Origin of the sequence: Sphingopyxis sp., from assembly GCF_965279755.1 — a bacterium.
GTDB lineage: Bacteria > Pseudomonadota > Alphaproteobacteria > Sphingomonadales > Sphingomonadaceae > Sphingopyxis.
The window spans coordinates 2,253,777-2,276,016 of record NZ_OZ257261.1; the positions used below are offsets into that span (position 1 = coordinate 2,253,777).

The window sequence follows — 22,240 nt, forward strand, 5'->3', positions numbered from 1 at the left end:
CAGCTTGCCGGGTTCGCATCGGACCAATGCGAATTGCGAGTGAAGTTGCCCAGTTTTCGGCCCTTTTTCGGAGTGTCTCTTTTTCATGCTGAGCGTCGAAACCCATGAAGCCAGCCCCTGGCCCGACGCGCTCGACTGGGAAGCGCGCGCGGCGGAGGCCGCTGCTGCGGCGCTCGCGCTGACGCCCTGGGCCGGGCTCGCCGACGCCGCGCCGCTGGTCGAGATCGCCGTGCGCCTGACCGACGATGCAGAGGTTCACACGCTCAACCGCGATTTTCGCGGCAAGGACAAGCCGACCAATGTCCTGTCCTTTCCGCAGGTTCAGGCCGACCTGCTCGATACGCTCAGCAACAGCGACGACGGTGAAATCCTGCTCGGCGATATTGTCCTTGCGCGCGAAACCTGTGCACGCGAGGCGGCGGAGAAGGGGGTTTCGATCCCCGATCATGCGACGCATCTGATCGTCCACGGAACGCTGCACCTCGTCGGCTACGACCATATGGACGACGCCAGCGCGACCGCGATGGAGGCGCTCGAAGTGAAAGCGCTTGCATCGCTGGGCATCGCCAATCCATATGCGGATCAGGACTAACAGGGGAAAATGACGCACATGCCCGACGATCAGGGATCTTCGAACCGATCGGAAGAGGACAGTAGATCCGGCCTGCTGGCCGGATTGAAGACATTGCTGTTCGGCGGTGACAAGGAACCGTCGCTGCGCGAACAGATCGAAGACGTCATCGATGAGGCCGAGGAAGAGGGACAGGACCGGCGTGGCAGCAGCGCGGTCGGCGACCTCTCGCTGATCGAGCGCAAGATGGTGCGCAACCTTCTTCACTTTGGCGAGCAGACCGTCGACGACGTCGCGGTCCCGCGCGGCGAGATCATCGCAATCCCCGAAAGCGCCAGCTTCGACCAGGTCGTCGCGCTCTTCGCCGACGCCGGGCACAGCCGCCTGCCGGTCTATCGCGAGACGCTCGACGAGGTCGTCGGCATGATCCACGTGAAGGATGTGTTCGCAGTGCTTGCGGCCAAGACCGCGCCGCCGCCGTTGATCGACCTGATCCGCCAGCCGCTTTATGTGCCGCAGTCGATGGATGTGCTCGACCTGCTCGCCGAAATGCGCGCGAAGCGTACGCATCTCGCGATCGTGATCGACGAATATTCGGGCACCGAAGGCCTCGTGACCTTCGAGGATCTGGTCGAGGAAATCGTCGGCGAGGTCGAGGACGAGCATGACGACGAGCCGACCGCGCTGTTCGAGCCCGGCGAAAACGGCTGCTGGGATGCCGACGCGCGCGCCGAACTCGACGACATCGGCGAGGCGATCGACCCCCGCCTCGGCGAGGTCGACGAAGATGTCGATACGCTGGGCGGCCTTGCTGCCGTGCTTGCAGGCCATGTGCCCGAGGTCGGCGAAATCCTCCAGCATCAAAGCGGCTGGCGGATCGAGGTGACCGAGGCGGACGAGAGGCGCGTCCACCGTCTGCGTCTGCATCCGCCGGTCGCAATCGACCCTGAAGCCCCGCTGGACAAGCCCGACGACTTCTGATCGGAAACCCCGTCATTACGAGGAGCCGAAGGCGACGAAGCAATCTCCAGCTAGCGGCCTCAGCCTCAAGCAAGGCTGATAGCTGGAGATTGCTTCGCTTCGCTCGCAATGACGACTATGAATAAGGTCCAGCGTGCACCGATTGCCTTTGGCGGGGCAAGGGACTAGCGGAGGGCGGATGGAAGTTTCGGATCTTCGCATCGCGCTGTTCAGCGGCAACTATAACATGACGACCGACGGCGCGAACAAGGCGCTCAACCGGCTCGTCGGCTATCTGATCGTGCAGGGTGCCGCGGTGCGCGTCTACTCGCCGACAGTCGCCAACCCCGATTTCGAGCCGACCGGCGACCTTGTCAGCGTGCCGTCGATGGCGATCCCCAATCGCCCCGAATACCGCATCCCGCTCCATTTCTCTTCGCGGGTCCGCGAGGATATCGCGAAATTCGCGCCGAACATCCTCCACATCTCCAGTCCCGACCGCGTGTCGCGACAGGCGGCGGCGTGGGCCCGGCGACGCAAGCTTCCGGTCGCCTGCTCGGTCCACACACGCTTCGAGACCTATTTCCGCTATTATAATCTGTCGTTCCTCGAACCGATTGTCGTTGCCTGGCTGCGGAAGCTCTATCGCAAGTGCGACGCGCTGATCGCGCCGTCCGAAAGCTTCGCGCAGGTGCTGCGCCAGCAGCGGATGAACTATGACATCGGCATCTGGACCCGCGGGGTCGAGCGCGACATCTTCAGTCCCTCCCGCCGCGACATGAGCTGGCGGCGCAGCTGGGGCATCGCCGACGATGTTCCGGTAATCGCCTTCCTCGGCCGCCTCGTGATGGAAAAAGGGCTCGACGTTTTCGCCGACACGATCGACCAGCTTCAACGCCGCAAGGTGCCGCATCAGGTCGTGGTCATCGGCGAGGGGCCGGCGGGCGACTGGTTCGAATCGCGCCTGCCCGACGCGAAGTTCGTCGGCTTTCAGGGCGGCGAGAATCTCGCTCGCGCGCTGGCGTCGTGCGACATGTTCTTCAATCCGTCGGTGACCGAAACCTTCGGCAACGTCACGCTCGAAGCCATGGCGTGCGGCCTGCCCGTCGTCGCGGCGCGGGCCACCGGCAGCGCCAGCATCGTCAAACATGGGCAGACCGGCTATCTCGTCTCGCCCGGCGCGATCACGCTCTTCGCCGACGATCTCGAACGCTATTGCCGCGACGCCGGGCTGCGCGCCGCGCATGGCGCGGCAGCACGCGAGGAGAGCGGCGCCTATCAGTGGGACGCGATCAACCAGTCGGTCGCCGACACCTATCTGCGGCTGATCCGCCAGAAACAGCGGCGCGGATAATGGCGGCGGACCTGTTCGGAGGCGATGCGCCTGCGCAGGCTGCAAGCGCCGCGGGCCCGATTCCTCTCGCCGAACGGCTACGCCCGAAACTATTGGCGGAGGTTGTCGGGCAGGAGCATCTGACCGGCCCCGATGGCGCGATCGGCCGCATGGTCGCGGCGGGGCAATTGTCGTCGATCATCCTCTGGGGCCCGCCGGGCACCGGCAAGACGACGATCGCCCGCCTGCTCGCCGAGGCGGTGGGCATGCGCTTTGCGCCGCTGTCGGCGGTCTTTTCGGGCGTCGCCGATCTTCGCACCGCCTTTGCCGATGCCGAAAAGATGGCGGCGGCGGGCAAGCGCACCCTGCTCTTCGTGGACGAGATTCATCGCTTCAATCGCGCCCAGCAGGACGGTTTCCTGCCTTATGTCGAGCGCGGCACCGTCGTGCTGGTCGGCGCGACGACCGAGAACCCCAGCTTTGCGCTCAACGCTGCACTTTTGAGCCGGGCACAGGTGCTCGTCCTGAACCGCCTCGACGAGGCCGCGCTGGGGACGCTGGTCGCCCGCGCCGAAGACGAGACGGGTAAGCCGCTGCCCGTCACCGACGAGGCGCGCGCTGCGCTGATTTCCAGCGCCGACGGCGACGGACGCTTCCTGCTCAATCAGATCGAGACGCTGTTTTCGGTGACGATCGAACAGCCGCTCGATCCGGGCGAGCTTGCCGCCTTCCTGCACCGCCGGATGCCAGTCTATGACAAGGATCGCGACGGCCATTACAATCTGATCTCGGCGCTCCACAAGGCACTGCGCGGGTCGGACCCGCAGGCGTCGCTTTACTGGCTGGCGCGGATGCTCGTCGCGGGGGAAGAGCCGCTCTACGTTCTCCGCCGCATCACGCGTTTCGCCAGCGAGGACATCGGACTCGCCGACCCGCAGGCGCTGGTGCAATGCCTCGCTGCGAAGGATGCCTATCAGTTCCTCGGCTCGCCGGAGGGTGAACTCGCGATCGTCCAGGCGTGCCTCTATTGCGCAACTGCGCCCAAATCGAACGCCGCCTACATGGCGCAGAAGGCGGCGTGGGCTGCCGCGCGCGACACGGGCAGCCTCGCGCCGCCCGCGAACATTCTCAACGCGCCGACCAAGCTGATGAAGGATCTGGGCTATGGGGCGGGCTACAGCTACGACCATGACGCGCCCGAAGGCTTCTCGGGCGACAATTACTGGCCCGACGAGATGACGCCCGCAGAGCTTTATCGCCCCGTCGATCGCGGATTCGAGAAGCGGATCGCCGAGCGCATGGCGTGGTGGGACGAACGCCGCCGCGAGGTGAGGGGCGGGTAATGGCATCGCCGCGCTTCGACAGCTGGGACGATGTCGTCGCCTTTGCGTGCGGTCTTCCCGATGTCGACATGGCGCCCTTATATGGCACGCCCTGTCCGAAGGTGAACGGCAAGGCGTTCGTATCGCCGGGGCGCGAGCCGGGCAGCTTCCACATCATGTGCCCGCACGAGGAAGAGGAGGTTCTGCTTGAAACCGATCCCGACACCTTCTGGCAGACCCCGCATTATGAAGGCTGGCCCGGCCTTCTCGTCCGCTTCGGCGCAAACGACCCCGAACGGATCGCCAACGTCATTCGCCGCGCCTGGTGGGATCGCGCCAAAAAGGCGCAGCGCACGGCGTTCGGCGAGCGGCCCTGACATTATGACGACGATAAGCAACGGCTCGATATCGCGAAGCTCGTCGCCGCCATCGTCGCGGCCGACGACAAGGGGCTTTAGTCACGTGATCCCCGGCGAAAACCGGGGTTCATTGGCGCGAATGCAATCTGGACCCCGGCCTTCGCCGGGGATCACAGAGATTTCGGCCTATTTCACTCGACCCCCGGATAACGATTGAACGTCGGCATTTCGTCCAGCTTTTCCATCCAGCCGATGCGCTCGGCAGTCTGGATCTGCGCGCCGGCAGGGATCAGGTCGGGGTCGTCGAGCGTGCCCGACTGGACGTCGATCAGGCCGGGAAAGATCATATCGTTCGTATAGAAGAGGCCGGTGCCGCACGCCTCACAGAAATGGCGACGACCATGTTCGGACGAGGCGTAAATTTTGGGCGTGCCGCTAATCTCGACATCATCCGCCTTCGCCATCGCCCAGCCGACCATTGGCGCGCCGGCATGGCGGCGGCAGTCCTGACAATGGCACAGCGCGTGATGCTCGACGGTCGTCGGCATCGAATAGCGGATCGCTCCGCAATGGCATTGGCCGCTGGCGCGGGTCTCGGTCATCGCATCCTCCTCTACTTGTGATGGGAACATAACATAAACATAATATGAGTCCAGCGCGGCAAACGGTGGCGCGTTAGCGGGCTGTTAACCACGCTGCCCTAAGGTCTTCATGACCGAAGATCTGGGGAATTTTCATGCATCATCCGCGCTTCATCGCGCCGCATTCCGGTTCGCGGCCTCGTCTCTTTTTGACGGGGCGAGTGGCCGCATGACCAAGCTGATCATCCAGATTCCCTGTCTTAACGAGGCGGAAGACCTGCCGAACACGCTGGCGGCGCTGCCCCGGCGGATCGAGGGGATCGACACGATCGAAATCCTCGTGATCGACGACGGCAGCACCGATAACACTGCGCAGGTCGCGCGCATGTGGGGCGTGCATCATGTCGTGCGCCACCGCACCAACCGCGGGCTCGCCGCCGCGTTCCAGTCGGGGGTCGATGCCGCGCTGCGCGCCGGGGCCGACATCATCGTCAACACTGACGCCGATGGCCAATATGCAGGCGAAGACATTGAAACGATCGTCCGTCCGGTGCTCGAGGGTCGTGCCGATATTGTGATCGGCGACCGCGGCGTCGGCGACAACGCGCATTTCGGTCCGGTGAAGCGGCTGCTTCAGCGGCTCGGCAGCGCGATCGTTCAGCGCCTTGCCAATGTGCATGTATCGGACGCGGTCAGCGGTTTCCGCGCGATCAGCCGCGAGGCTGCGCAGCGGCTCAACATCACGACCGAGTTCAGCTATACCACCGACATGCTGATTCAGGCGGGACGCAAGCGCTTCGCCATTCTCAGCGTGCCGATCCGCACCAACGCAACGCTGCGTCCGTCGCGATTGTTCAAGTCGATCCCGCGTTTCATCGTCAACACCGGCATCACGATGGCGCGCGCCTATACGACCTATAATCCCCTTCGCGCCTTCGTCGGGTTTGGTCTTGTGATCGCGTTCTTCGGCGTCGTGCCCGTGCTGCGTTTCTTGTGGTTCTGGGTGAATGGCGGCGGCGACGGACATATCCAGTCGCTCGTCATCGGCGGCGTGCTGCTGATGCTCGGTGCGCTGGTCGCGGTCTTCGGCGTGCTCGCCGACCTGATGGCGACAAACCGCAAGCTGATCGAGTCCAGCCTGACGCGGCTGCGGCATATCGAGGCCCGGCTGCCGCAAACTGCTGAGCCGGAGGAGCCTGTCATCGCGAATCAGCGAAAAGGCGCGGCGTGACCGCGTCCGCTGTCAGCACAGCCGCTGAGGTCCGCCGGCGACGCCTGCCGACCGCCAATTCCCTGTTCTGGCCGTTGGCAGGAATCGTCGTCGTGCTGGCGGGGCATCTGTGTCTTGCGTTGACCCGGGCGATTAACTGGGACGAGTTCTATCATTACAGCCAGGTGCAAAAGCTCGCGCAAAACACGCTGACCGAACCGCTGCAGACGCTCTACACGCGTGCGTTCGTCTGGGTGGTCGATCTTCCAGGCGTCGGGGTCGACCATATTGTCGTGATCCGGCTTTTCATGTTTCTTTGCGAAATCGTCGTCGCCGCAGCCATCTTCGGCGCGGCGTCGCGTTTTGTCGCACGTGTGCCTGCCGCCGCCTGTGCGCTCATCTATCTTACCGCAGGATATGTGCTTCAGCATGGAACCTCGTTTCGCTTCGACGCACCGGCGGCGGCGCTGCTGATGACGGCAGCGTGGATCCTGCTCCGGTTCCGGCTGAGCGCCGGCGCGATCTTGGTGATCGGCCTGCTCGCGGGCCTGTCGGCAATGTTGACGATCAAGACTATCCTTTATGCGCCGGTATTTCTCGGCATCGCGTGGCTCCTCTGGTCCGAGGCCCGAGACAAGCGGCGTCTGGTGTTTCAACTTGTGGCGGTTGGTGTTGCTGCGCTCGGTTCTTTCGCGCTGATCTATCTGGCTCATGCCAGCACCCTTGCCGGAAACAGCGACGTCGAGGCGATGAAGGTCGTCTCGCGTGCGGGCGGCAAGATGTTTCACTTCGGCTATGTGACCTATTGGTGGTCGATGGTGAAAGCGGTGCAACTGTCGCCGGTTCTCGCACTGGTCATATTGGCGTTTCCGGTCGTGGTCTGGAGCACGGCGCTGTCGAAGCCCGAAAAGCTGGCGCTTACCGGATTCTACCTGCCAATCCTGACGCTGTTTTTCTATCACAACACCGCGCCCTATTTTTACGTCTACATGCTGCCGCCGGTCACGGTCGCCTGTGGCGTGGTGCTTGCGTGGCTGGTGGAACGTTATAGCGCCATGGCGGTCGCCGCGCTGTTGCTGCTGGGTGGCGGGCTTGTTTTTTACAATGAACCGCCCAACCCGATCGAACGCCAGCGGCAAATGCTGCGCGTCGCCGATACGATGTTCCCGCAAGGGGTCGCCTATTTCGATAGCTGCGCGATGTTGGGGCGCTTTCCCAAGGCGAATGTGTTCATGACGCCGTGGGGAATCGACCAGTATCTTCTCGGCGGCTTCCCGAGTCTTGAGGAGGTTATGGCGTCCAGGCCAGTGCCCCTGATCGTGAACGACGATTATATGTTCGAGGATGCCTTGAACGGAAAAGAACCCGTCCCCGCCTTCCTCCCTGGGGATCTAGCTGCGATCCGCGACACCTTTGTGCATCTGTGGGGGCCGTTCTGGATCGCCGGCGAAGACATTCCCGCCCGGTCGAACGACTATCGTTTCCAGATTCGCGTTCCGGGTTCTTACACCGTGCGCGGTACGAGTGTCGTGATCGGCGGCCGCTCGGTAGCACCCGGCCAGTTCGTCTATCTCGATCGCGGTGCTTATCGGGCCTCGACGGCGGGCGATAAGGGGGCGCGTTTGATCTGGGGCAAGGATATCAAGGTGCCGGCGCAGCCTGATGCGGGGGGGGCGCTGTTCATGCCGTTCTAGGTGTTTAGTCCCGGCACCTGGCGGCCGGATCAGTTGCGGCGTCGGCGTTGCAATGTGGCGAGTCCGTAGACAAGGTCGCCGGCGATCGACGACACCCGCAGCGCCAGCGTTGCCGCCATCAGCCCGGCGGCGGGCACGCCGCCGCCGGCCAAGGCCAGCAGCGCGGCCTCGCGAACGCCGAGTCCTCCCGGCGCCACCGGCACGATAAAACCGGCGAGCCAAGCGAGCAGGAACAGCGCGGCAAATTGCGCAAGGCTTGCGCCCGCCGGCAGCACCGCGCTGCCGACAAGCGCTGCGGCCGCCGCGAAGGCGCCGAACGCCAAAATCTGAAAGGCGAGGGCGGTCAGCAAGGGCCGCCGCATGACGAGAGAGGTGCCGACGACGAGGGTCGCAGCGCCAATTGCGGCAACGGGCGAACGGTCGAAGGTCAGACAGGCGGCGGCGACCGACATGCTGCTCACCAGATGAAGGCCAACCTCGACGACGGCCGACTTGGCGAGCGTCTTGTGCTCGATTCCGCTCTTCGATCCCTCGACCTGCCGGCTGACATATTGGAATATCGAGCCGGGAAGATATTTCAGCAGCACCCCGCGGGCATAGATGCGCCGCATGTCGGACGGTGGAAACGTGCGGTCGAGATCGGCCAGCGCGGTCCACCCGTGCGCCAGCGCGCGGTCGGCGGCGGCGAAGAGCAGGGTGCCGACGGCGATCCCGCCGACGAGACCTACCGACAGATGCGGCTGCAGCGTCGACCAGTCGAGCCCCCACAGTCGCTCGCCGATGAAGATCAGGCTCCCCCCCAGCGCAGCAGCGCCGCCCCATTTGAGGAGGCGGGCGGCAGCGGTCTTGCGAGGCGCGGAGGCGGCGTCAGCCATGCAGGATGCTGGTGTGATCCGGATAGGGCACGCAATAGGAGCGGCCGAAATAACGGGTTTCGTTCAGGCCGCAACCCTCGATCGCGGCGCGATAGCGGCGGCGACCGCTGTCGTCGAACAGGATCAGGCCGCCGGGCTTCAGATGCGGAAGCGCGCGGGCGAGACAGTCGGTGCGGCGGCGTCCATCGACCACGATCAGGTCGAACGGGCCTTCGGCCTCGGCGATCGCGCCGATATAGGCGTCGCCCTCAAGCTCGCGGTGGAGCAGGCGGATATTGCCGAACGCAGCGACCTTCGTCGTCAGCAGGCGGTGCCATTCGGCATGATGTTCGACCGACACCACGCTCGCCGCACGGCGCGCCAGCCAGACAGTGCTTGCGCCGGCGCCATATTCGAAGACGCGGGCGTCGGGATGGGCGCGAAGATAGGTATCGGCGTCGCGGGTCGCGGCGACGTTCCACCACGGCAGGCCAAGCGCGATCATGCGTTCGATATCATGGATGGCGAGCAACGAGGCGGCCCAGCGGCGCCAGCCATAGGCATCGCTCTCGCGGGCGTCGGCGGTCAGCCTTTCCATGGGACCAAGGCCCGCAATAGCGTGCATGAACCCGGCGTAGGACCGCTTGACCAATTGCATAGAAACCTCCCGCCACCAGAATGGCGACAAGACTATATTAACCAAAAAACCCCTTTTGAAAGGTTAATGGAGCGCGGATTAGTCGCCCAGATCGACGCCATGGCTCGTCGCCCAGTCGCGATATTGCCCGCGCGGGTTCGCGGTCGGCTGCGCGAGGATCGCGGGCATGTCGGCACGAAGCGCATTTAGGTCGAGCGAGCGGATCATCGCCTTGACCGGGCCGACGCCAGCCGGCGTGATCGACAGGCGCTCGATGCCAAGGCCGAGCAGCGCCATCGCTTCCAGCGGCCGACCACCCATCTCGCCGCAGACGCCCAAGGCGACCTTGGTCCCCGACACCAACTTCACCACGCGCGCAAGATAGCGCATCACGGTCGGCGACAGCCAGTCATAGCGTTCGGCGAGCCGCGGATGCGCGCGGTCGGCGGCGAACAGGAACTGCGTCAGGTCATTGGTGCCGATCGACAGGAAATCGAGGTGCGGCAGCATAAGGTCGAGCGTTTCGACCAGCCCTGGCACTTCGAGCATCGCGCCGTAGCGGATCGCGACAGGCAGCTTCTTGTTATGGCTCGCGAGCCAGGCGCGCTGCTTGACGAACAGGTCGCGCGCCGCCTCATACTCCCACGGCTCCGAGACCATGGGGAACATCACGTTGAGCGTGCGGCCGGCCGCCGCTTCCATCAGCGCGCGCGCCTGCACCTTCAGCAGGCCTTCGCGGTCAAGCGCGAGGCGTAGCGCGCGCCAGCCCATCGCAGGATTTTCCTCCTGCGCGCTGTCGTCCACGTTCATATAGGGCAGCGCCTTGTCGCCGCCGATGTCCACGGTGCGGAAGATGACAGGCCGGTCGCCGGCTGCGTCGAGCACGTCGCGATAGAGGCGCTGCTGCCGCTCGCGCTGCGGCAGCGTTGCCGACACGAGGAACTGGAATTCGGTCCGGAACAGCCCGATGCCGCGCGCGCCGGTCAGATCGAGCGCGGCGATGTCCTCGCGCAGCCCGGCGTTGATCATCAACTCGATCGGGATGCCGTCCTTGGTGACGGCGGGCAGGTCGCGCAAGGCCGCCAGATTGGCGCGGCGCTTCTGCGAAACTTCCAGCTTGGCGTCGAACGCATCCTGTACCGCCTGCGTCGGACGGACCTGTACCGTCCCGGCCGCCGCGTCGAGCAGCAGCAGGTCGCCTTCGCGGATCGAGGTGCGGACGTCGCGGACGCGGCCGATTACCGGTACACCCATGGCGCGCGCGACAATGATGACGTGCGCGGTCAGCGACCCTTCTTCCAGCACAACGCCCTTCAGGCGTCGGCGATCATATTCGAGCAGTTCGGCGGGGCCGAGGTTGCGCGCGATCAGGATCGAATCCTGGCGCAGGCCCATCTGCGCGGCGGTGCCCATTTGCCCCGATACGATGCGGATCAACCGGTTCGACAGATCTTCCAGATCGTGCATCCGGTCGCGCAGCAAGGGATCGTCGATCTGGCGCATCCGCATCCGGGTGCGCTGCTGGACGCGTTCGATCGCCGCTTCGGCAGTCAGGCCGCTGTCGATCGCCTCGTTGATCCGGCGCGACCAGCCCTCGTCATAAGCGAACATCTTGTAGGTCTCGAGCACCTCTTCCTGTTCGCCGCCGATGCCGAATTCGGCCTGGCTGGTCATCCGGTCGATCTGCTCGCGCATCTTGTCGAACGCGGCATAGACGCGGTGCCGCTCGGCTTCGGTGTCGTCGGCGACCGTATGCTCGATAGTGATACGCGGCTGGTGCCAGACGGCGATGCCGGCGCCCATGCCGTCGACCAGCTTCTGCCCCGTCAGCCGCTGTGCCGACTGGTCGGCCGCGGCGGCATCGATCCGCGCGGTCGTGTCCACAAGGTCGGCGTTGGAGATCAGTTCCGACAGCACCATCGCCACGGTTTGCAGTGTCTCGATCTCGATCTCTTCATAGCGACGCGGATCGGCATGCTGGACGCAGAGCACGCCGACCGCCTGTTCGCGGCGGATAATCGGGACGCCGGCGAAGCTGTGGAACAATTCCTCGCCCGTTTCGGGGCGGTACGAAAAGTCGGGGTGGGCGGCGGCTTCGTCGAGGTTCAGCGTCTCGATCTGCTCGGCGATCGTACCGACCAGACCCTCGCCAAGGCCAAGACGGGTTACGTGCACGGCTTCCTGCTTCAGGCCGCGCGTCGCATAGAGTTCGAGCGCGCCGTCGCGCAGCAGATAGATCGAACAGACCTCGCTATCGAGGCATTCGCCGATGATCCCGACAACTTGATTAAGCTTGCTTTGCGCGTTGGTGCGCGCCGCCATTACCTCGTGCAGCCGGGTCAGGATCGTGCGCGCGGACTGCGCTGCGGTTGTCGGCGGGGGTGGGGCATTGGTCATGTCCCACCCGTGCTAACAGATGCCGGGGGCCGCCGCCAAGGGCGCGCGCTAAATTTCCTGTCGGACTCGATCAGCCTTGCGGGCTGGAGCCCGGCGGGGTCGACGCGGTTGTCGGCGCTGCCGGCGCGGTCATAATCGCCGGCGGCGGCGCATATTTGGAGTCCCATGCCGCCACATCGATCTGATACTGGGCATAGGCCTCATAGAAATCGAGGAAGGGTTGGTCGAGCCGGGCAAGCTGCGCGGGCGACTGCTCGATGACCTGTGCCGTCGGAGTCGACGAAACGAGCTGCGCGACTTCGTTGGCGCGCGCGCAGAAAGCCCGCTGCGCCGGCGGCTGCGCGAAATAGTTGAACAGTTGGGTCGAAAGCCGGTCGCGTTCCTTGATCCCGTTCGTCTTGTTGGCTTTGCCCAGGTCGGCGATTACAGTCTTTTCAGTCGACTTGATCGCTTTCGCGTGCGCCTTGATGATCCCGTTATAGGCCGAGACGAGCGTGGCTTCCTCGGTGCCGCGGCAGCCGATTGCGGCGACATTGAGCGCGATCTTGAGTTGCCAGAAGGCCTTGTCGCCCGTCACGCCGCTGTTCGCGGTAACGAAGCGGCCGTCGACTCCACGGCCGGGAAGTATCTGGGTCAACGACGCATTCCCCGGCGGCAACGGGCGCGGCGGGATGATGATCGCTACCGGCTTGGGCGGCGGGGGAGGGGGCGCGACCGGTTTCGGAGCGCAGGCGGCCACGCTCGCGAGCAGCCCGGCGATGATGATCTTGCGCGACAAATTCATGAAATCTCTCCCCAACCGCATAGCCATGCGGCATCAACCCCGAGCGCGCAACGCATCGTCGGCCTGTTGCACCAAAGTTGCGATGATATCGGCGACGCTCTCTTCAGACGTTACCATACCGACAGATTGCCCTGCCATTAACGAACCGCCGTCGACGTCGCCGTCGATCACTGCGCGGCGCAATGCACCCGCCCAATAATGTTCGATCTGAAGCTGCGCTTCCATCATGTCGACCGAGCCTTCGTCCAGCAGGTTCGCGACTTCGCGCTGCTTTGCCGTAAAGGCCTCGGTGCTGTTGTTCTTGATGGCACGAACCGGGATCACGGGCAGGCGCGGGTCGATCTGAACGCTTGCGACGGCGTCGCGTGCGGAGGCGCGAATGAAAGCCTTCTTGAAATTGGGGTGCGCGATGCTTTCGGTCGCGCAAACAAAGCGCGTGCCGAGCTGGACGCCCGAGGCGCCCATTTCCAGATAGCCGGCAATGGCCTCGCCGCGGCCGATGCCGCCGGCAACGAAGATCGGGACCTCATTTGCGAGCGTCGGCAGGATCTCCTGTGCCAGTACGCTGGTCGACACCGGGCCGATGTGACCGCCAGCCTCCATGCCCTCGATCACCAGCGCATCGACGCCCGAGCGCACCAGCTTCTTGGCGAGGGCAAGGGTGGGGGCAAAGCAGATGACCTTGGCGCCCGATGCCTTGATCGCCTCGAGGCTGCCTTTCGGTGGTAGTCCGCCGGCAAGGACAACATGGCCGATCTTGTGCTTCGCGCAGACGTCGATCAGGTCGAACAGCTGCGGGTGCATGGTGATCAGGTTGACCCCGAAATTGCGCGTTGCGAGCGATTTGGTCGCCGCAATCTCGGCATCGAGCAACTCGGGCGTCATTGCGCCGCACGCGATCACGCCGAAGCCGCCGGCGTTGCTGATCGCACTCACCAGATTGCGCTCCGAGACCCAGCTCATCGCGCCGCAGAGAATGGCGTGGTCGCTGCCGAGAAGCTCGGTTCCGCGTGCCATCAGATCGTTAATTTTGCTCATTGGCTGCGCCTTTGCCAGCCTTGGCGCGCTGGCGCAATCACTTCGGCGACGAAGCGCATCGGCTGGCCGCAGCCCTGAATCCGTTCGGCGCGGCAACTTCACCTTTGGGCGCAGAAAGCAAATTTAGGGATTGTCTACCAAAACACTTGGGATACTAGTCTGCCCGACTCAAAACGGGAAAGGCAGATAATGAGCACTCCGAAACTACAGCCGAAGGATCAGGGCGTGGAAACGCCGCGTGCTGTCCAGACCGTGCTCGATGCACTGGAAAAGCTGAAGTTCGGCGCGATCCAGCTGACCGTCCATGAAGGGCGGCTCGTGCAGGTCGATGTGACCGAACGGCATCGCTACCCTAACTGATTTCACCAGCTCCCGACGGGGATCGTCCCCATATCTGCCGCAGACCGGACCGCCGGATGTGGCAATTTTCGTGCATCATCAAAGCAACAGGGAAATTGTCATGACCGCAAAATATCCTTCCACTCGCCATCGTTTGGGGGCGTCATCCCTAACACTTTCGCTTCTGCTCGCGCTGGGGGCCATGCCGGCTGCTGCGGCAGAGGCGTCCGCAAATACATCGGAGAATGGCACGGCGACCGTCGCCGTGTCGGCCGCCGCGACCGCGGCCACCGCAGCTGCGCAGGCTGACGACGAGGTCAGCCGCGGCGACGTGATCATTGTTACTGCGCGTCGCCGTCAGGAAACCGCACAGGAAGTGCCGGTTGCGATCTCGGTCATTCGGGGCGATTCGATCGAGGCCACCGGCAACTTCAACGTCGTGAAACTTCAGCAGCTGGCGCCGACATTGCAGGTTTACACCACCAACCCGCGCAACACTTCGGTCAATATCCGCGGTCTCGGCGTGCCTTATGGCCTGACCAGCGACGGCTTCGAGCAGGGCGTCGGCATCTATGTCGACGACGTTTACAATTCGCGCGTCGCCGCGGCGACCTTCGACTTTCTCGACGTCGATCAGGTCGAGGTTCTTCGCGGCCCGCAGGGCACGCTCTATGGCAAGAATACCACGGCCGGCGCGATCAACATCACGACGAACCAGCCGACCTTCGATTTCGAGGGGCGTGCCGAAGTGACCGTCGGCAATCTCAATTTCCGGCAGGCCAAGGCTGCGGTCTCGGGGCCGCTGACCGACAAAATCGCCGCGCGCATAGCGATCGCCACGACCAGCCGCCGCGGCACGCTGTTCAACGTGCGGACCGATCGCTGGATCAACGAGCAGGACAATCTGGGCCTGCGCGGGCAGTTGCTGTTCCAGCCGAACGATGACCTGTCGATCACGCTGTCGGGCGACTACAGCAAGCAGGATCCCGAATGCTGCGGCACCGCCTTCGTCCGCGTCGGCAGGACACAGCGCGCGCTGACGCGTCAATATGACGCGATCATTGCGCGCTTGCAGGCCGCCAACCCGAACTACAACTATATCGTGCCGAGCCGGAACGTGTATGATCGGCTGACCGACATCGATGCCCCGCTTCAGGCTGGCAACATCATCGGGGGCGCTTCGCTGCGGGTGAAGTGGGACGTCGGCCCGGGCACCTTCACGTCGATCACCGCTTGGCGCTTCTGGGATTGGAAGCCGCAAAACGACCGCGACTTTACCGGCGCCTCGGTCGTATCCGCGTCGAACAACCCGTCGCAGCAGGACCAGTACAGCCAAGAATTCCGCTATAATTACGAAGGCGACAAGCTCGATTTCGTCGTCGGCCTGTTCGGTTTCAAACAGCGGATCGACACGCAAGGTCTGGAACGGCAGGGTATCGACGCCACGCGCTACAGCCTCGCGCCGTCGAACGATCCCAATAATGTCTACAACCGGCCCGAGGTGCTGAACGGCCTGACCGCGAACAATACGCAGTTCTTGAAGTCGGACAGCGCCGCCCTGTATGGCCAGCTCAGCTACAAGCTGACGCCCGAACTGACTATTCAGCCGGGCATCCGCATCAATTATGACAAAAAGGAGGGTTTTTACCAGCGCGTGGTGACCACGGGCGCAGGGCAGGTGATCGCTAGCTGCGCGCCCTCCGCGACGGCTGGCAACGCCGTGCTGACGGCGCAGTGCGGGGTCTATCAGCCGCAGCTGACACAGCCTTCGGTCAGCGACTGGAACTTCAGCTACGATCTGAACATCAACTACAAGATCGCGCCCGACATCCTAGCCTATGCGACCTACGCCAAAAGCTTCAAGACGGTCGGCATCAATCAGAACGGCCTGCCGCTCGATACGAACAATCAGCCCGTCCTCAGCGCCAGCACGGTGGAGCCCGAGTCGGTCAATCATTACGAATTCGGGCTTAAAACCCAATTCCTGAACCGCCTCGCAACATTCAACCTTTCCATCTATCGCACCGACATCAAGAATTTCCAGGTGACCGTTAACGGTGGCCAGTTCGGAACCGTGCGCGGCTATCTCGCCAACGCCGATAAGGTTCGATCGCAAGGGATCGAGGCGGACTTCAAGATCCGTCCGTCCGATCGGTTCACCGCCTATCTCAATGGCGCCTATACCGACGCCGAGTATGTCAAATTCTGCAATGCGCCGCCGCCACCGGAATTGAGCGGCGGTTCGAGCACCGGAATCGTCGTGACGGGCCCGTGCACCTACACGGGCACGATCGGGGCGCCAGCGACACCCGGCGCCGTAAGCCCTCCCTTCGTCGACGTCTCCGGCTTCAATCTTCCCGGCGTATCGAAATATGCCTTCTCCTATGGCGCGGAGACCAATATTCCGGTCACCTTGCTGTCAAAGGACGGGCAAGTCTATTTCGGCGTCGACGGCAATTACCGGTCGCACTGGAATTCGAACGCGTCGCCGTCGATCTATACCGACGTCAAGGGCTATGCTCTGACCAACTTCCGCGTCGGTTTCCGCGCCGATGGCCTCGACATCTTCGGCTGGGTCCGCAACGCCTTTGACGTGAACTATATCGAGACCCTTCAGGTCGCACCGGGCAACGTCGGCCTCATCGCCGGCCAGCCGGGCGATCCCCGGACCTGGGGCGGGACGATCAAGGTCAGCTTCTAAAGGTATCGACGCCGCTCAAAGGAAAAGGGCCGCTCCCGCGAGGGGGCGGCCCTTTCTCATGTAGCCTGTGCGTCAGCGCTGCTGCGGGTTCTTGTCGCGGTCCTGATCGGAACGCTGGCCGCCCTGCTGGCGGTCGTTGCCGTCCTGCTGTTGCTGCTGGCGGCGTTGTTCCTCGTCGCGCTCAACCTGGGGGGGCTTCTGGTTATGTTGGTCGGGGGTGTTAGCCACTTTCCGTCTCCTTTTGTCGCGTCATGCCATCATGTCGCGACTCTTCAGCAACCCTTGCCAGATCAGTATGTTGCGCCGCTTCGCCGGGGCGTGGTGAAGTCGGGACGGGCGGCTCGTCGCCGTTGCAACCCGGCCTGTCCTTGATCGGTTCGTTCGATGACTGAATTCAGCTTATTCGTTTAGGTCGATTGAGAGGTGCGGCGTAACCTGCCCCGGTTAGAACGAAAGGATGACGCCATCGACTCGACGCCCGCCCGCGCCGACCGTCTTCAGCGGACACATTGTCGCGGCTTCGTCACGCGCTCGTCATCCCGCTGCATCACCATCGCATAACAAACATAAAAAGGAGAGACTGCATGAACGACCAGACCCCCATCGGCAGCGGCTGCCCGGTTCATCAGCCTGGCGGCGTCCGCGCCCTGCTTGGCCGCACCAACAAGGATTGGTGGCCCGACATGCTGGCGACCGAAATCCTGACTCCCAATGGTTCCTCGAATCCGCTGGGCGACGATTTCGATTATGCCGCGGCGTTCAAGTCGCTCGACTATCAGGCGCTGAAGGATGACCTGACCGCGCTGATGACCGACAGTCAGCCGTGGTGGCCGGCAGATTACGGACATTATGGTCCCTTCTTTATCCGCATGGCGTGGCACGCCGCGGGCACCTATCGCACCGCCGACGGGCGCGGCGGCGCCAACAGCGGGCAGCAGCGCTTCGCGCCGCTCGACAGCTGGCCCGACAATGGCAACCTGGATAAGGCGCGGCGCCTGCTTTGGCCGATCAAGCAGAAATATGGCAACAAGATCAGCTGGGCCGACCTGTTCATCCTGACCGGCAATGTCGCGATCGAAAGCATGGGCGGGCCGGTGTTCGGCTTCGGCGGCGGCCGCGCCGACGTGTTCGAACCCGAGCGCGACATTTACTGGGGCAGTGAGGATAAGTGGGTCAACGAGGGCGTGCAGACGCGCATTGATCCAGATAACGGATTTGAGGCGATCGAAGGGCCGCTGGCCGCGATCCAGATGGGCCTGATCTACGTCAATCCGGAAGGGCCGGGCGGCAATCCAGATCCCTTGCTGTCGGCGCGCGACATCAAGGAAACCTTCCACCGCATGGCGATGAACCATGAAGAAACCGTCGCGCTGACCGCTGGCGGTCACACCTTTGGCAAGGCGCATGGCAATGGCGACGCGTCGTTGCTCGGCGCCGCGCCGTCGGGCGGCGATCTGGCGGCGCAGGGCTTCGGCTGGGTCAGCAGCCACGAGAGCGGCGGCATCGGCGAACATGCCGTGACCAGCGGCATCGAAGGGGCGTGGGTGAACACCCCGACCGAGTGGAGCGAGAATTATTTCCGCCTGCTGCTCGATTATGAATATGAGCTCGTCCACTCGCCCGCCGGTGCGCAGCAATGGCAGCCGATCAACCAGAAGGAAGAGGATATGGCCCCCGCGGCCTGGAATCCGAACCTGAAGGTGCCGACGATGATGACCACCGCCGACATGGCGCTGAAGATCGATCCGGAATTCCGCAAGATCAGCGAAAAGTTCCGCAACGACCATGAGGCGTTCAAGGACGCGTTCGCGCGCGCCTGGTTCAAGCTGTGCCACCGCGATATGGGACCGAAGATCCGCTACCTCGGCCCCGAAGTTCCCGCCGAAGACCTGATCTGGCAGGATCCGGTTCCCGCCGGCACCATTCCGTCGGACGCCGAAGTGGCAGCGGTGAAGGCGAAGATTGCGGACAGCGGTCTGACCGTCAGCCAGCTGATCAAGACCGCCTGGGCGTCGGCGAGCACCTTCCGCAAGTCGGATTTCCGTGGCGGCGCCAATGGCGCACGCGTCGCGCTGGCGCCGCAGAAGGATTGGGAGGTCAATGAGCCTGCCGCCCTCGCCAAGGTGATCGATACGCTGAACGGCCTGCGCGGCTCTATGTCGCTGGCCGACGCCATCGTCCTCGGCGGCGTGGTCGGGCTGGAGAAGGCGGGCGCCACCAACGTGCCGTTTACCGGGGGCCGCGGCGATGCGACCGCCGAGCAGACCGACGCCGAAAGCTTCGAGGTGATGGAGCCCGAGGCCGACGCCTTCCGCAACTATGTCGGCAAAAAGAAGCTCGCGGTGAAGGTCGAGGAAATGATGCTCGACCGCGCCTCGCTGCTCGGCCTGTCGGTGCCCGAAATGACGGTGCTGATCGGCGGGCTGCGCGTGCTCGGCGCCAATCATGGCGAGCGTGGGCATGGCCATTTCACCAAGCGGTCGGGGCAGCTGACGAACGACTATTTCGTCAACCTGCTCGACATGACCAATGTGTGGAAGGCCGTCGATGGTTCGGACGATCAGGAATATGTCGCGACCGACCGCGCGGGCGGCGGCGAGACGTGGCGCGCGACGCGCGCCGACCTGATCTTCGGATCGAACGCCGAACTGCGCGCCGTGGCCGAAGTCTATGCCGAGAACGGCCATGAAGAGAAGTTCGTGAAGGACTTCGTCAAGGCCTGGACCAAAGTGATGAACGCCGACCGTTTCGACCTCGCCTGATCTTCCGGCGCCGCTGTCCCCGCATCATGCCGCGGGGCACCGGCCGCCGACAAGACGACGGGTCGTGGATCCGCCCCCGGGGACATGGGCCTGGGGGCGGGTTCTTTTTTGGAACTGAGACAAAAAAGAGGGCGCCAGAAGGCGCCCTCTTCATGACCCGAAGGTGCATCCGGCGATCAGAAGCGCTGCTGGCGCTCGTAGAGATCGCGATAATGCTGGATGCGGGTGACGCGCAGGCCCGGCATGCCGCTGCGGTCGATCGACCGCTGCCAGCCGGCGAACTCCTCAAGCGTCAGGCCATAGCGTTCGCATACCTCGTCGACGGTCAGGAGACCGCCATTGACGGCGGCGACGACCTCTGCCTTGCGGCGGACGACCCAGCGGGTCGTTGTCGGCGGCGGCAGCGAGTCGAGCGTCAGCGGTTCGCCGAGCGGACCGATGACCTGAGCGGGCCGGATTTTCTGATTCTCGATCATGTTCATTCCATATTGTCTTCGTCGTGGGGGGTCGGCGAGGCCGACGACCAAGCTGGTACATGCGAGGGGTTCAACATCGGCTGAAATCCTCTGGTAAACAGGCCGTTCATAGTTTCGGTCAGGGCGTTTGCTTCGTCGGACAGGTCGAGGAAGCGAACGGGCCGGGCCGCCGTTTGTTCCGTCGCGGCGGGCGCGGCTGCGAGAAAATGGCTGAGTGCGTTAACGCGCTCCGCATGGCGTTCACGAGTCGCGCGCTCGCGCAGCAGCCGTACCGTCGGCAGCGCCGCCTGGCGCGCCTGCGAAACCGCCAGCAATATGTCGAAGTCCGGCCCGGACAGGCGCGTCGCATCGGCAAACTGCGGAAATTTTGACGGGGCAGCGTTCATGCCACCCGTCTAACGCGGAGGGGCTAAGGTCCAGTAAATGCCCATTTCATCACCTGTTAGCGAAGCTTAATCGGCGTCAATATCTTGACGGGGCTGGCGGAAAAGCTGGCATTTCGGGCGATACATCCCTAGATGGCGCGAGCGATGATAGAGACGATTTCTTCCCCTGCTGGCGCCATCGATGCCGACTTCCACCTTGCCGAACCCCTGAAGGATCGGCGAGTCGTCGTCGCCATGTCGGGTGGAGTCGACTCCAGCGTCGTTGCCGCGCTCGCCGCGCGGTCGGGTGCCGAGGTCATCGGTGTGACGCTGCAGCTCTATGATCATGGCGCCAAGGCGAAGCGCGTTGGTGCCTGTTGCGCCGGGCAGGATATCCGCGATGCCCGGGCGGTCGCCGACCGGCTCGGCTTCGCGCATCATGTCCACGATCATGAAAGTCGCTTTCGCGACACGGTGATCGACCAGTTCGCCGACGAATACATGAACGGCCGCACGCCGATCCCTTGCGTCCGCTGCAACATGGGGGTGAAGTTCACCGATCTGTTCCAGCTCGCGAAGGATCTGGGCGCCGACTGTCTGGCGACTGGGCACTATGTCCGCCGCGTGATGGGTCCGGGTGGCGCCGAATTGCACCGCGCGGTCGATCCGGCGCGCGACCAAAGCTATTTCCTGTTCGCGACGACGCAGGAACAGCTCGACTTTCTCCGCTTCCCGCTCGGCGGGCTCGAGAAGAGCGTCGTGCGCGAGATCGCGCGCGACCTTGGGCTCGGCGTTGCAGGGAAGCCGGACAGCCAGGACATCTGTTTCGTTCCAGATGGCGACTATGCGACCCTCGTCCGCAAGCTCCGCCCCGACGCCGACGATCAGGGGGAGATCGTGCATGTCGACGGCAGCATCCTCGGCACGCATCGCGGCCTTATTCATTATACGGTCGGCCAGCGGCGCGGAATCGAGATCGGCGGACAGGCCGAGCCGCTTTACGTCGTCCGGCTCGATGCGGAGAAGAAGCAGGTCATCGTCGGGCCGCGCCGTGCGCTCGCGGTTTCGGGGGCGCGTCTCGGCGAAGCGAACTGGCTCGGCGCGGTCGAGGAGCGCGCAGTGATCGCCAAGGTGCGCAGCATGGCAAAGCCGGTCCCGGCGAAGATCGCAGGTGATCGGTTGATCTTCGCAGCGCCCGAATATGGCGTGGCGCCGGGGCAGGCGGCGGTGCTCTATGATGCGGCGGACGAAAGCCGCGTGCTCGGCGGCGGCTGGATCGAAGAGACGTTCGCCGCGGAATAGATTGCGCTTTTCCCGACGATGCCGCAGCTTGGCCGGCAAAAGAGGGAGAAGAGAAATGGTCAACTGGGTCTTGCGCGGCGCCGTCCTGCTTTGGGCGCTTCTGTTCCTGATTATCGGCGGCAGCGGCTTCCTCGATCCGATGGCATATAATGAGCAGTTCAAAATCGTCGTCGAGGGTGTGGCCGTAAACACCTTGCGCGCCGACTTGTCGGCCTTCTTCCTTGTATCATCCGCCAGTGCAGCGATCGGGGCGCTCATGCCCGGCTGGACGCGTGCCTTGTTCGTCCCCGCCGCACTATACGGAACTGCGCTGGCCGGCCGACTGTTCGGCGCCGCCAGCGGTGACATAGTCGATGGCAGCATCATCCAGGCGATGATCATCGAGGCGTTGTCGACCGGGCTGATGCTCGGCAGCTGGTGGGTGCTGTCGCGACCGGCGTCCGCCGCGGCCGGGGAATCGGCCGATACGCAGCACTGACAGTGTCGACAGCTTGTCTTTTTAACCATTCTGTGAGTAACTGGCGCCGGGTCGCTTCTGTTTCCTTTGGTGGTGGA

Annotated in this window: 21 protein-coding genes; 12 read left to right on the plus strand and 9 right to left on the minus strand. The window is 63.8% G+C overall.

The genetic code is table 11. The features are described from left to right. The first annotated feature begins 85 nt into the window (after nucleotides 1-85). The 5 genes from ybeY (at nucleotide 86) to ACQY80_RS11120 (ending at nucleotide 4,563) form a co-directional block, all read left to right on the plus strand. Nucleotides 86-592, plus strand: a complete 507-nt coding sequence (gene ybeY, locus ACQY80_RS11100) for an rRNA maturation RNase YbeY (RefSeq protein WP_428679351.1) — start codon at nucleotides 86-88, stop codon at nucleotides 590-592. 18 nt (nucleotides 593-610) lie between these two features. Next, the gene (locus ACQY80_RS11105; RefSeq protein ID WP_428685838.1) at nucleotides 611-1,552 is read left to right on the plus strand and encodes a hemolysin family protein; all 942 of its coding nucleotides are present in this window, start codon (nucleotides 611-613) and stop codon (nucleotides 1,550-1,552) included. A gap of 178 nt (nucleotides 1,553-1,730) precedes the next feature. Further along, a complete protein-coding gene (locus ACQY80_RS11110) occupies nucleotides 1,731-2,885 on the plus strand; it encodes a glycosyltransferase family 4 protein (RefSeq protein WP_428679353.1) in 1,155 nt (384 codons plus the stop codon). Then, nucleotides 2,885-4,207 (plus strand): replication-associated recombination protein A, encoded by a 1,323-nt coding sequence (locus tag ACQY80_RS11115; protein WP_428679355.1) that lies wholly within the window; start codon nucleotides 2,885-2,887, stop codon nucleotides 4,205-4,207. Before ACQY80_RS11110 ends, ACQY80_RS11115 begins: the two co-directional genes overlap by 1 nt. After that, nucleotides 4,207-4,563 carry an MmcQ/YjbR family DNA-binding protein gene (locus ACQY80_RS11120; RefSeq protein ID WP_428679358.1) on the plus strand — a complete coding sequence of 119 codons (357 nt, stop codon included), beginning with the start codon at nucleotides 4,207-4,209 and terminating at the stop codon, nucleotides 4,561-4,563. The genes ACQY80_RS11115 and ACQY80_RS11120 overlap by 1 nt, the downstream gene beginning before the upstream one ends. Nucleotides 4,564-4,736: 173 nt before the next feature. Here ACQY80_RS11120 and ACQY80_RS11125 read toward each other — a convergent pair whose 3' ends face one another. Further along, complete coding sequence (locus tag ACQY80_RS11125; protein WP_428679361.1) at nucleotides 4,737-5,147, minus strand: GFA family protein; 411 nt, start codon at nucleotides 5,145-5,147, stop codon at nucleotides 4,737-4,739. Between the two features lie 208 nt (nucleotides 5,148-5,355). Between ACQY80_RS11125 and ACQY80_RS11130 the strand changes: the two genes are divergently transcribed. Together ACQY80_RS11130 and ACQY80_RS11135 are read left to right on the plus strand one after the other, a co-directional pair. Further along, nucleotides 5,356-6,357 carry a glycosyltransferase family 2 protein gene (locus ACQY80_RS11130; RefSeq protein ID WP_428679364.1) on the plus strand — a complete coding sequence of 334 codons (1,002 nt, stop codon included), beginning with the start codon at nucleotides 5,356-5,358 and terminating at the stop codon, nucleotides 6,355-6,357. Beyond that, the gene (locus ACQY80_RS11135; protein WP_428679367.1) at nucleotides 6,354-8,030 is read left to right on the plus strand and encodes an ArnT family glycosyltransferase; all 1,677 of its coding nucleotides are present in this window, start codon (nucleotides 6,354-6,356) and stop codon (nucleotides 8,028-8,030) included. Before ACQY80_RS11130 ends, ACQY80_RS11135 begins: the two co-directional genes overlap by 4 nt. A 29-nt stretch (nucleotides 8,031-8,059) precedes the next feature. Here the strand turns inward: ACQY80_RS11135 and ACQY80_RS11140 are convergent, their stop codons facing one another. The 5 genes from ACQY80_RS11140 to ACQY80_RS11160 form a co-directional block, all read right to left on the minus strand. After that, nucleotides 8,060-8,905, minus strand: a complete 846-nt coding sequence (locus ACQY80_RS11140; protein ID WP_428679369.1) for a hypothetical protein — start codon at nucleotides 8,903-8,905, stop codon at nucleotides 8,060-8,062. Then, entirely contained in the window at nucleotides 8,898-9,482 is a 585-nt protein-coding gene (locus ACQY80_RS11145) for a class I SAM-dependent methyltransferase (RefSeq protein WP_428679372.1), read from the minus strand. Before ACQY80_RS11145 ends, ACQY80_RS11140 begins: the two co-directional genes overlap by 8 nt. 138 nt (nucleotides 9,483-9,620) lie before the next feature. After that, nucleotides 9,621-11,918 carry a phosphoenolpyruvate--protein phosphotransferase gene (gene ptsP, locus ACQY80_RS11150; RefSeq protein ID WP_428679374.1) on the minus strand — a complete coding sequence of 766 codons (2,298 nt, stop codon included), beginning with the start codon at nucleotides 11,916-11,918 and terminating at the stop codon, nucleotides 9,621-9,623. A gap of 70 nt (nucleotides 11,919-11,988) precedes the next feature. Continuing rightward, on the minus strand, nucleotides 11,989-12,702 hold the full coding sequence (locus ACQY80_RS11155) for a hypothetical protein (RefSeq protein WP_428679376.1): 714 nt from the start codon (nucleotides 12,700-12,702) through the stop codon (nucleotides 11,989-11,991). A gap of 33 nt (nucleotides 12,703-12,735) precedes the next feature. Further along, on the minus strand, nucleotides 12,736-13,740 hold the full coding sequence (locus tag ACQY80_RS11160; protein WP_428679379.1) for an NAD(P)H-dependent flavin oxidoreductase: 1,005 nt from the start codon (nucleotides 13,738-13,740) through the stop codon (nucleotides 12,736-12,738). Between the two features lie 189 nt (nucleotides 13,741-13,929). Between ACQY80_RS11160 and ACQY80_RS11165 the strand changes: the two genes are divergently transcribed. Together ACQY80_RS11165 and ACQY80_RS11170 are read left to right on the plus strand one after the other, a co-directional pair. Beyond that, complete coding sequence (locus tag ACQY80_RS11165; RefSeq protein ID WP_428679381.1) at nucleotides 13,930-14,100, plus strand: YezD family protein; 171 nt, start codon at nucleotides 13,930-13,932, stop codon at nucleotides 14,098-14,100. A gap of 181 nt (nucleotides 14,101-14,281) precedes the next feature. Continuing rightward, nucleotides 14,282-16,780, plus strand: coding sequence for a TonB-dependent receptor (locus tag ACQY80_RS11170; protein WP_428679383.1), 2,499 nt, complete (start codon nucleotides 14,282-14,284; stop codon nucleotides 16,778-16,780). Between the two features lie 72 nt (nucleotides 16,781-16,852). Here ACQY80_RS11170 and ACQY80_RS11175 read toward each other — a convergent pair whose 3' ends face one another. Continuing rightward, entirely contained in the window at nucleotides 16,853-17,008 is a 156-nt protein-coding gene (locus tag ACQY80_RS11175; protein ID WP_428679385.1) for a hypothetical protein, read from the minus strand. A 356-nt stretch (nucleotides 17,009-17,364) separates the two neighbouring features. Here ACQY80_RS11175 and katG point away from each other — a divergent pair, with 356 nt between their 5' ends. Further along, nucleotides 17,365-19,542, plus strand: a complete 2,178-nt coding sequence (gene katG / locus ACQY80_RS11180) for a catalase/peroxidase HPI (RefSeq protein ID WP_428679387.1) — start codon at nucleotides 17,365-17,367, stop codon at nucleotides 19,540-19,542. 176 nt (nucleotides 19,543-19,718) lie between these two features. On the opposite strand, the gene ACQY80_RS11185 is transcribed toward katG, so the two are convergent. Both ACQY80_RS11185 and ACQY80_RS11190 read right to left on the minus strand, forming a co-directional pair. Then, a complete protein-coding gene (locus tag ACQY80_RS11185) occupies nucleotides 19,719-20,018 on the minus strand; it encodes a DUF1153 domain-containing protein (protein ID WP_294034483.1) in 300 nt (99 codons plus the stop codon). A gap of 2 nt (nucleotides 20,019-20,020) precedes the next feature. Next, nucleotides 20,021-20,404, minus strand: coding sequence for a hypothetical protein (locus ACQY80_RS11190; protein WP_428679389.1), 384 nt, complete (start codon nucleotides 20,402-20,404; stop codon nucleotides 20,021-20,023). 144 nt (nucleotides 20,405-20,548) lie between these two features. Here ACQY80_RS11190 and mnmA point away from each other — a divergent pair, with 144 nt between their 5' ends. Further along, complete coding sequence (mnmA, locus tag ACQY80_RS11195) at nucleotides 20,549-21,685, plus strand: tRNA 2-thiouridine(34) synthase MnmA (protein ID WP_428679392.1); 1,137 nt, start codon at nucleotides 20,549-20,551, stop codon at nucleotides 21,683-21,685. Nucleotides 21,686-21,740: 55 nt separating this feature from the next. Further along, a complete protein-coding gene (locus tag ACQY80_RS11200) occupies nucleotides 21,741-22,163 on the plus strand; it encodes a hypothetical protein (protein ID WP_428679395.1) in 423 nt (140 codons plus the stop codon). Nucleotides 22,164-22,240 lie beyond the last annotated feature (77 nt).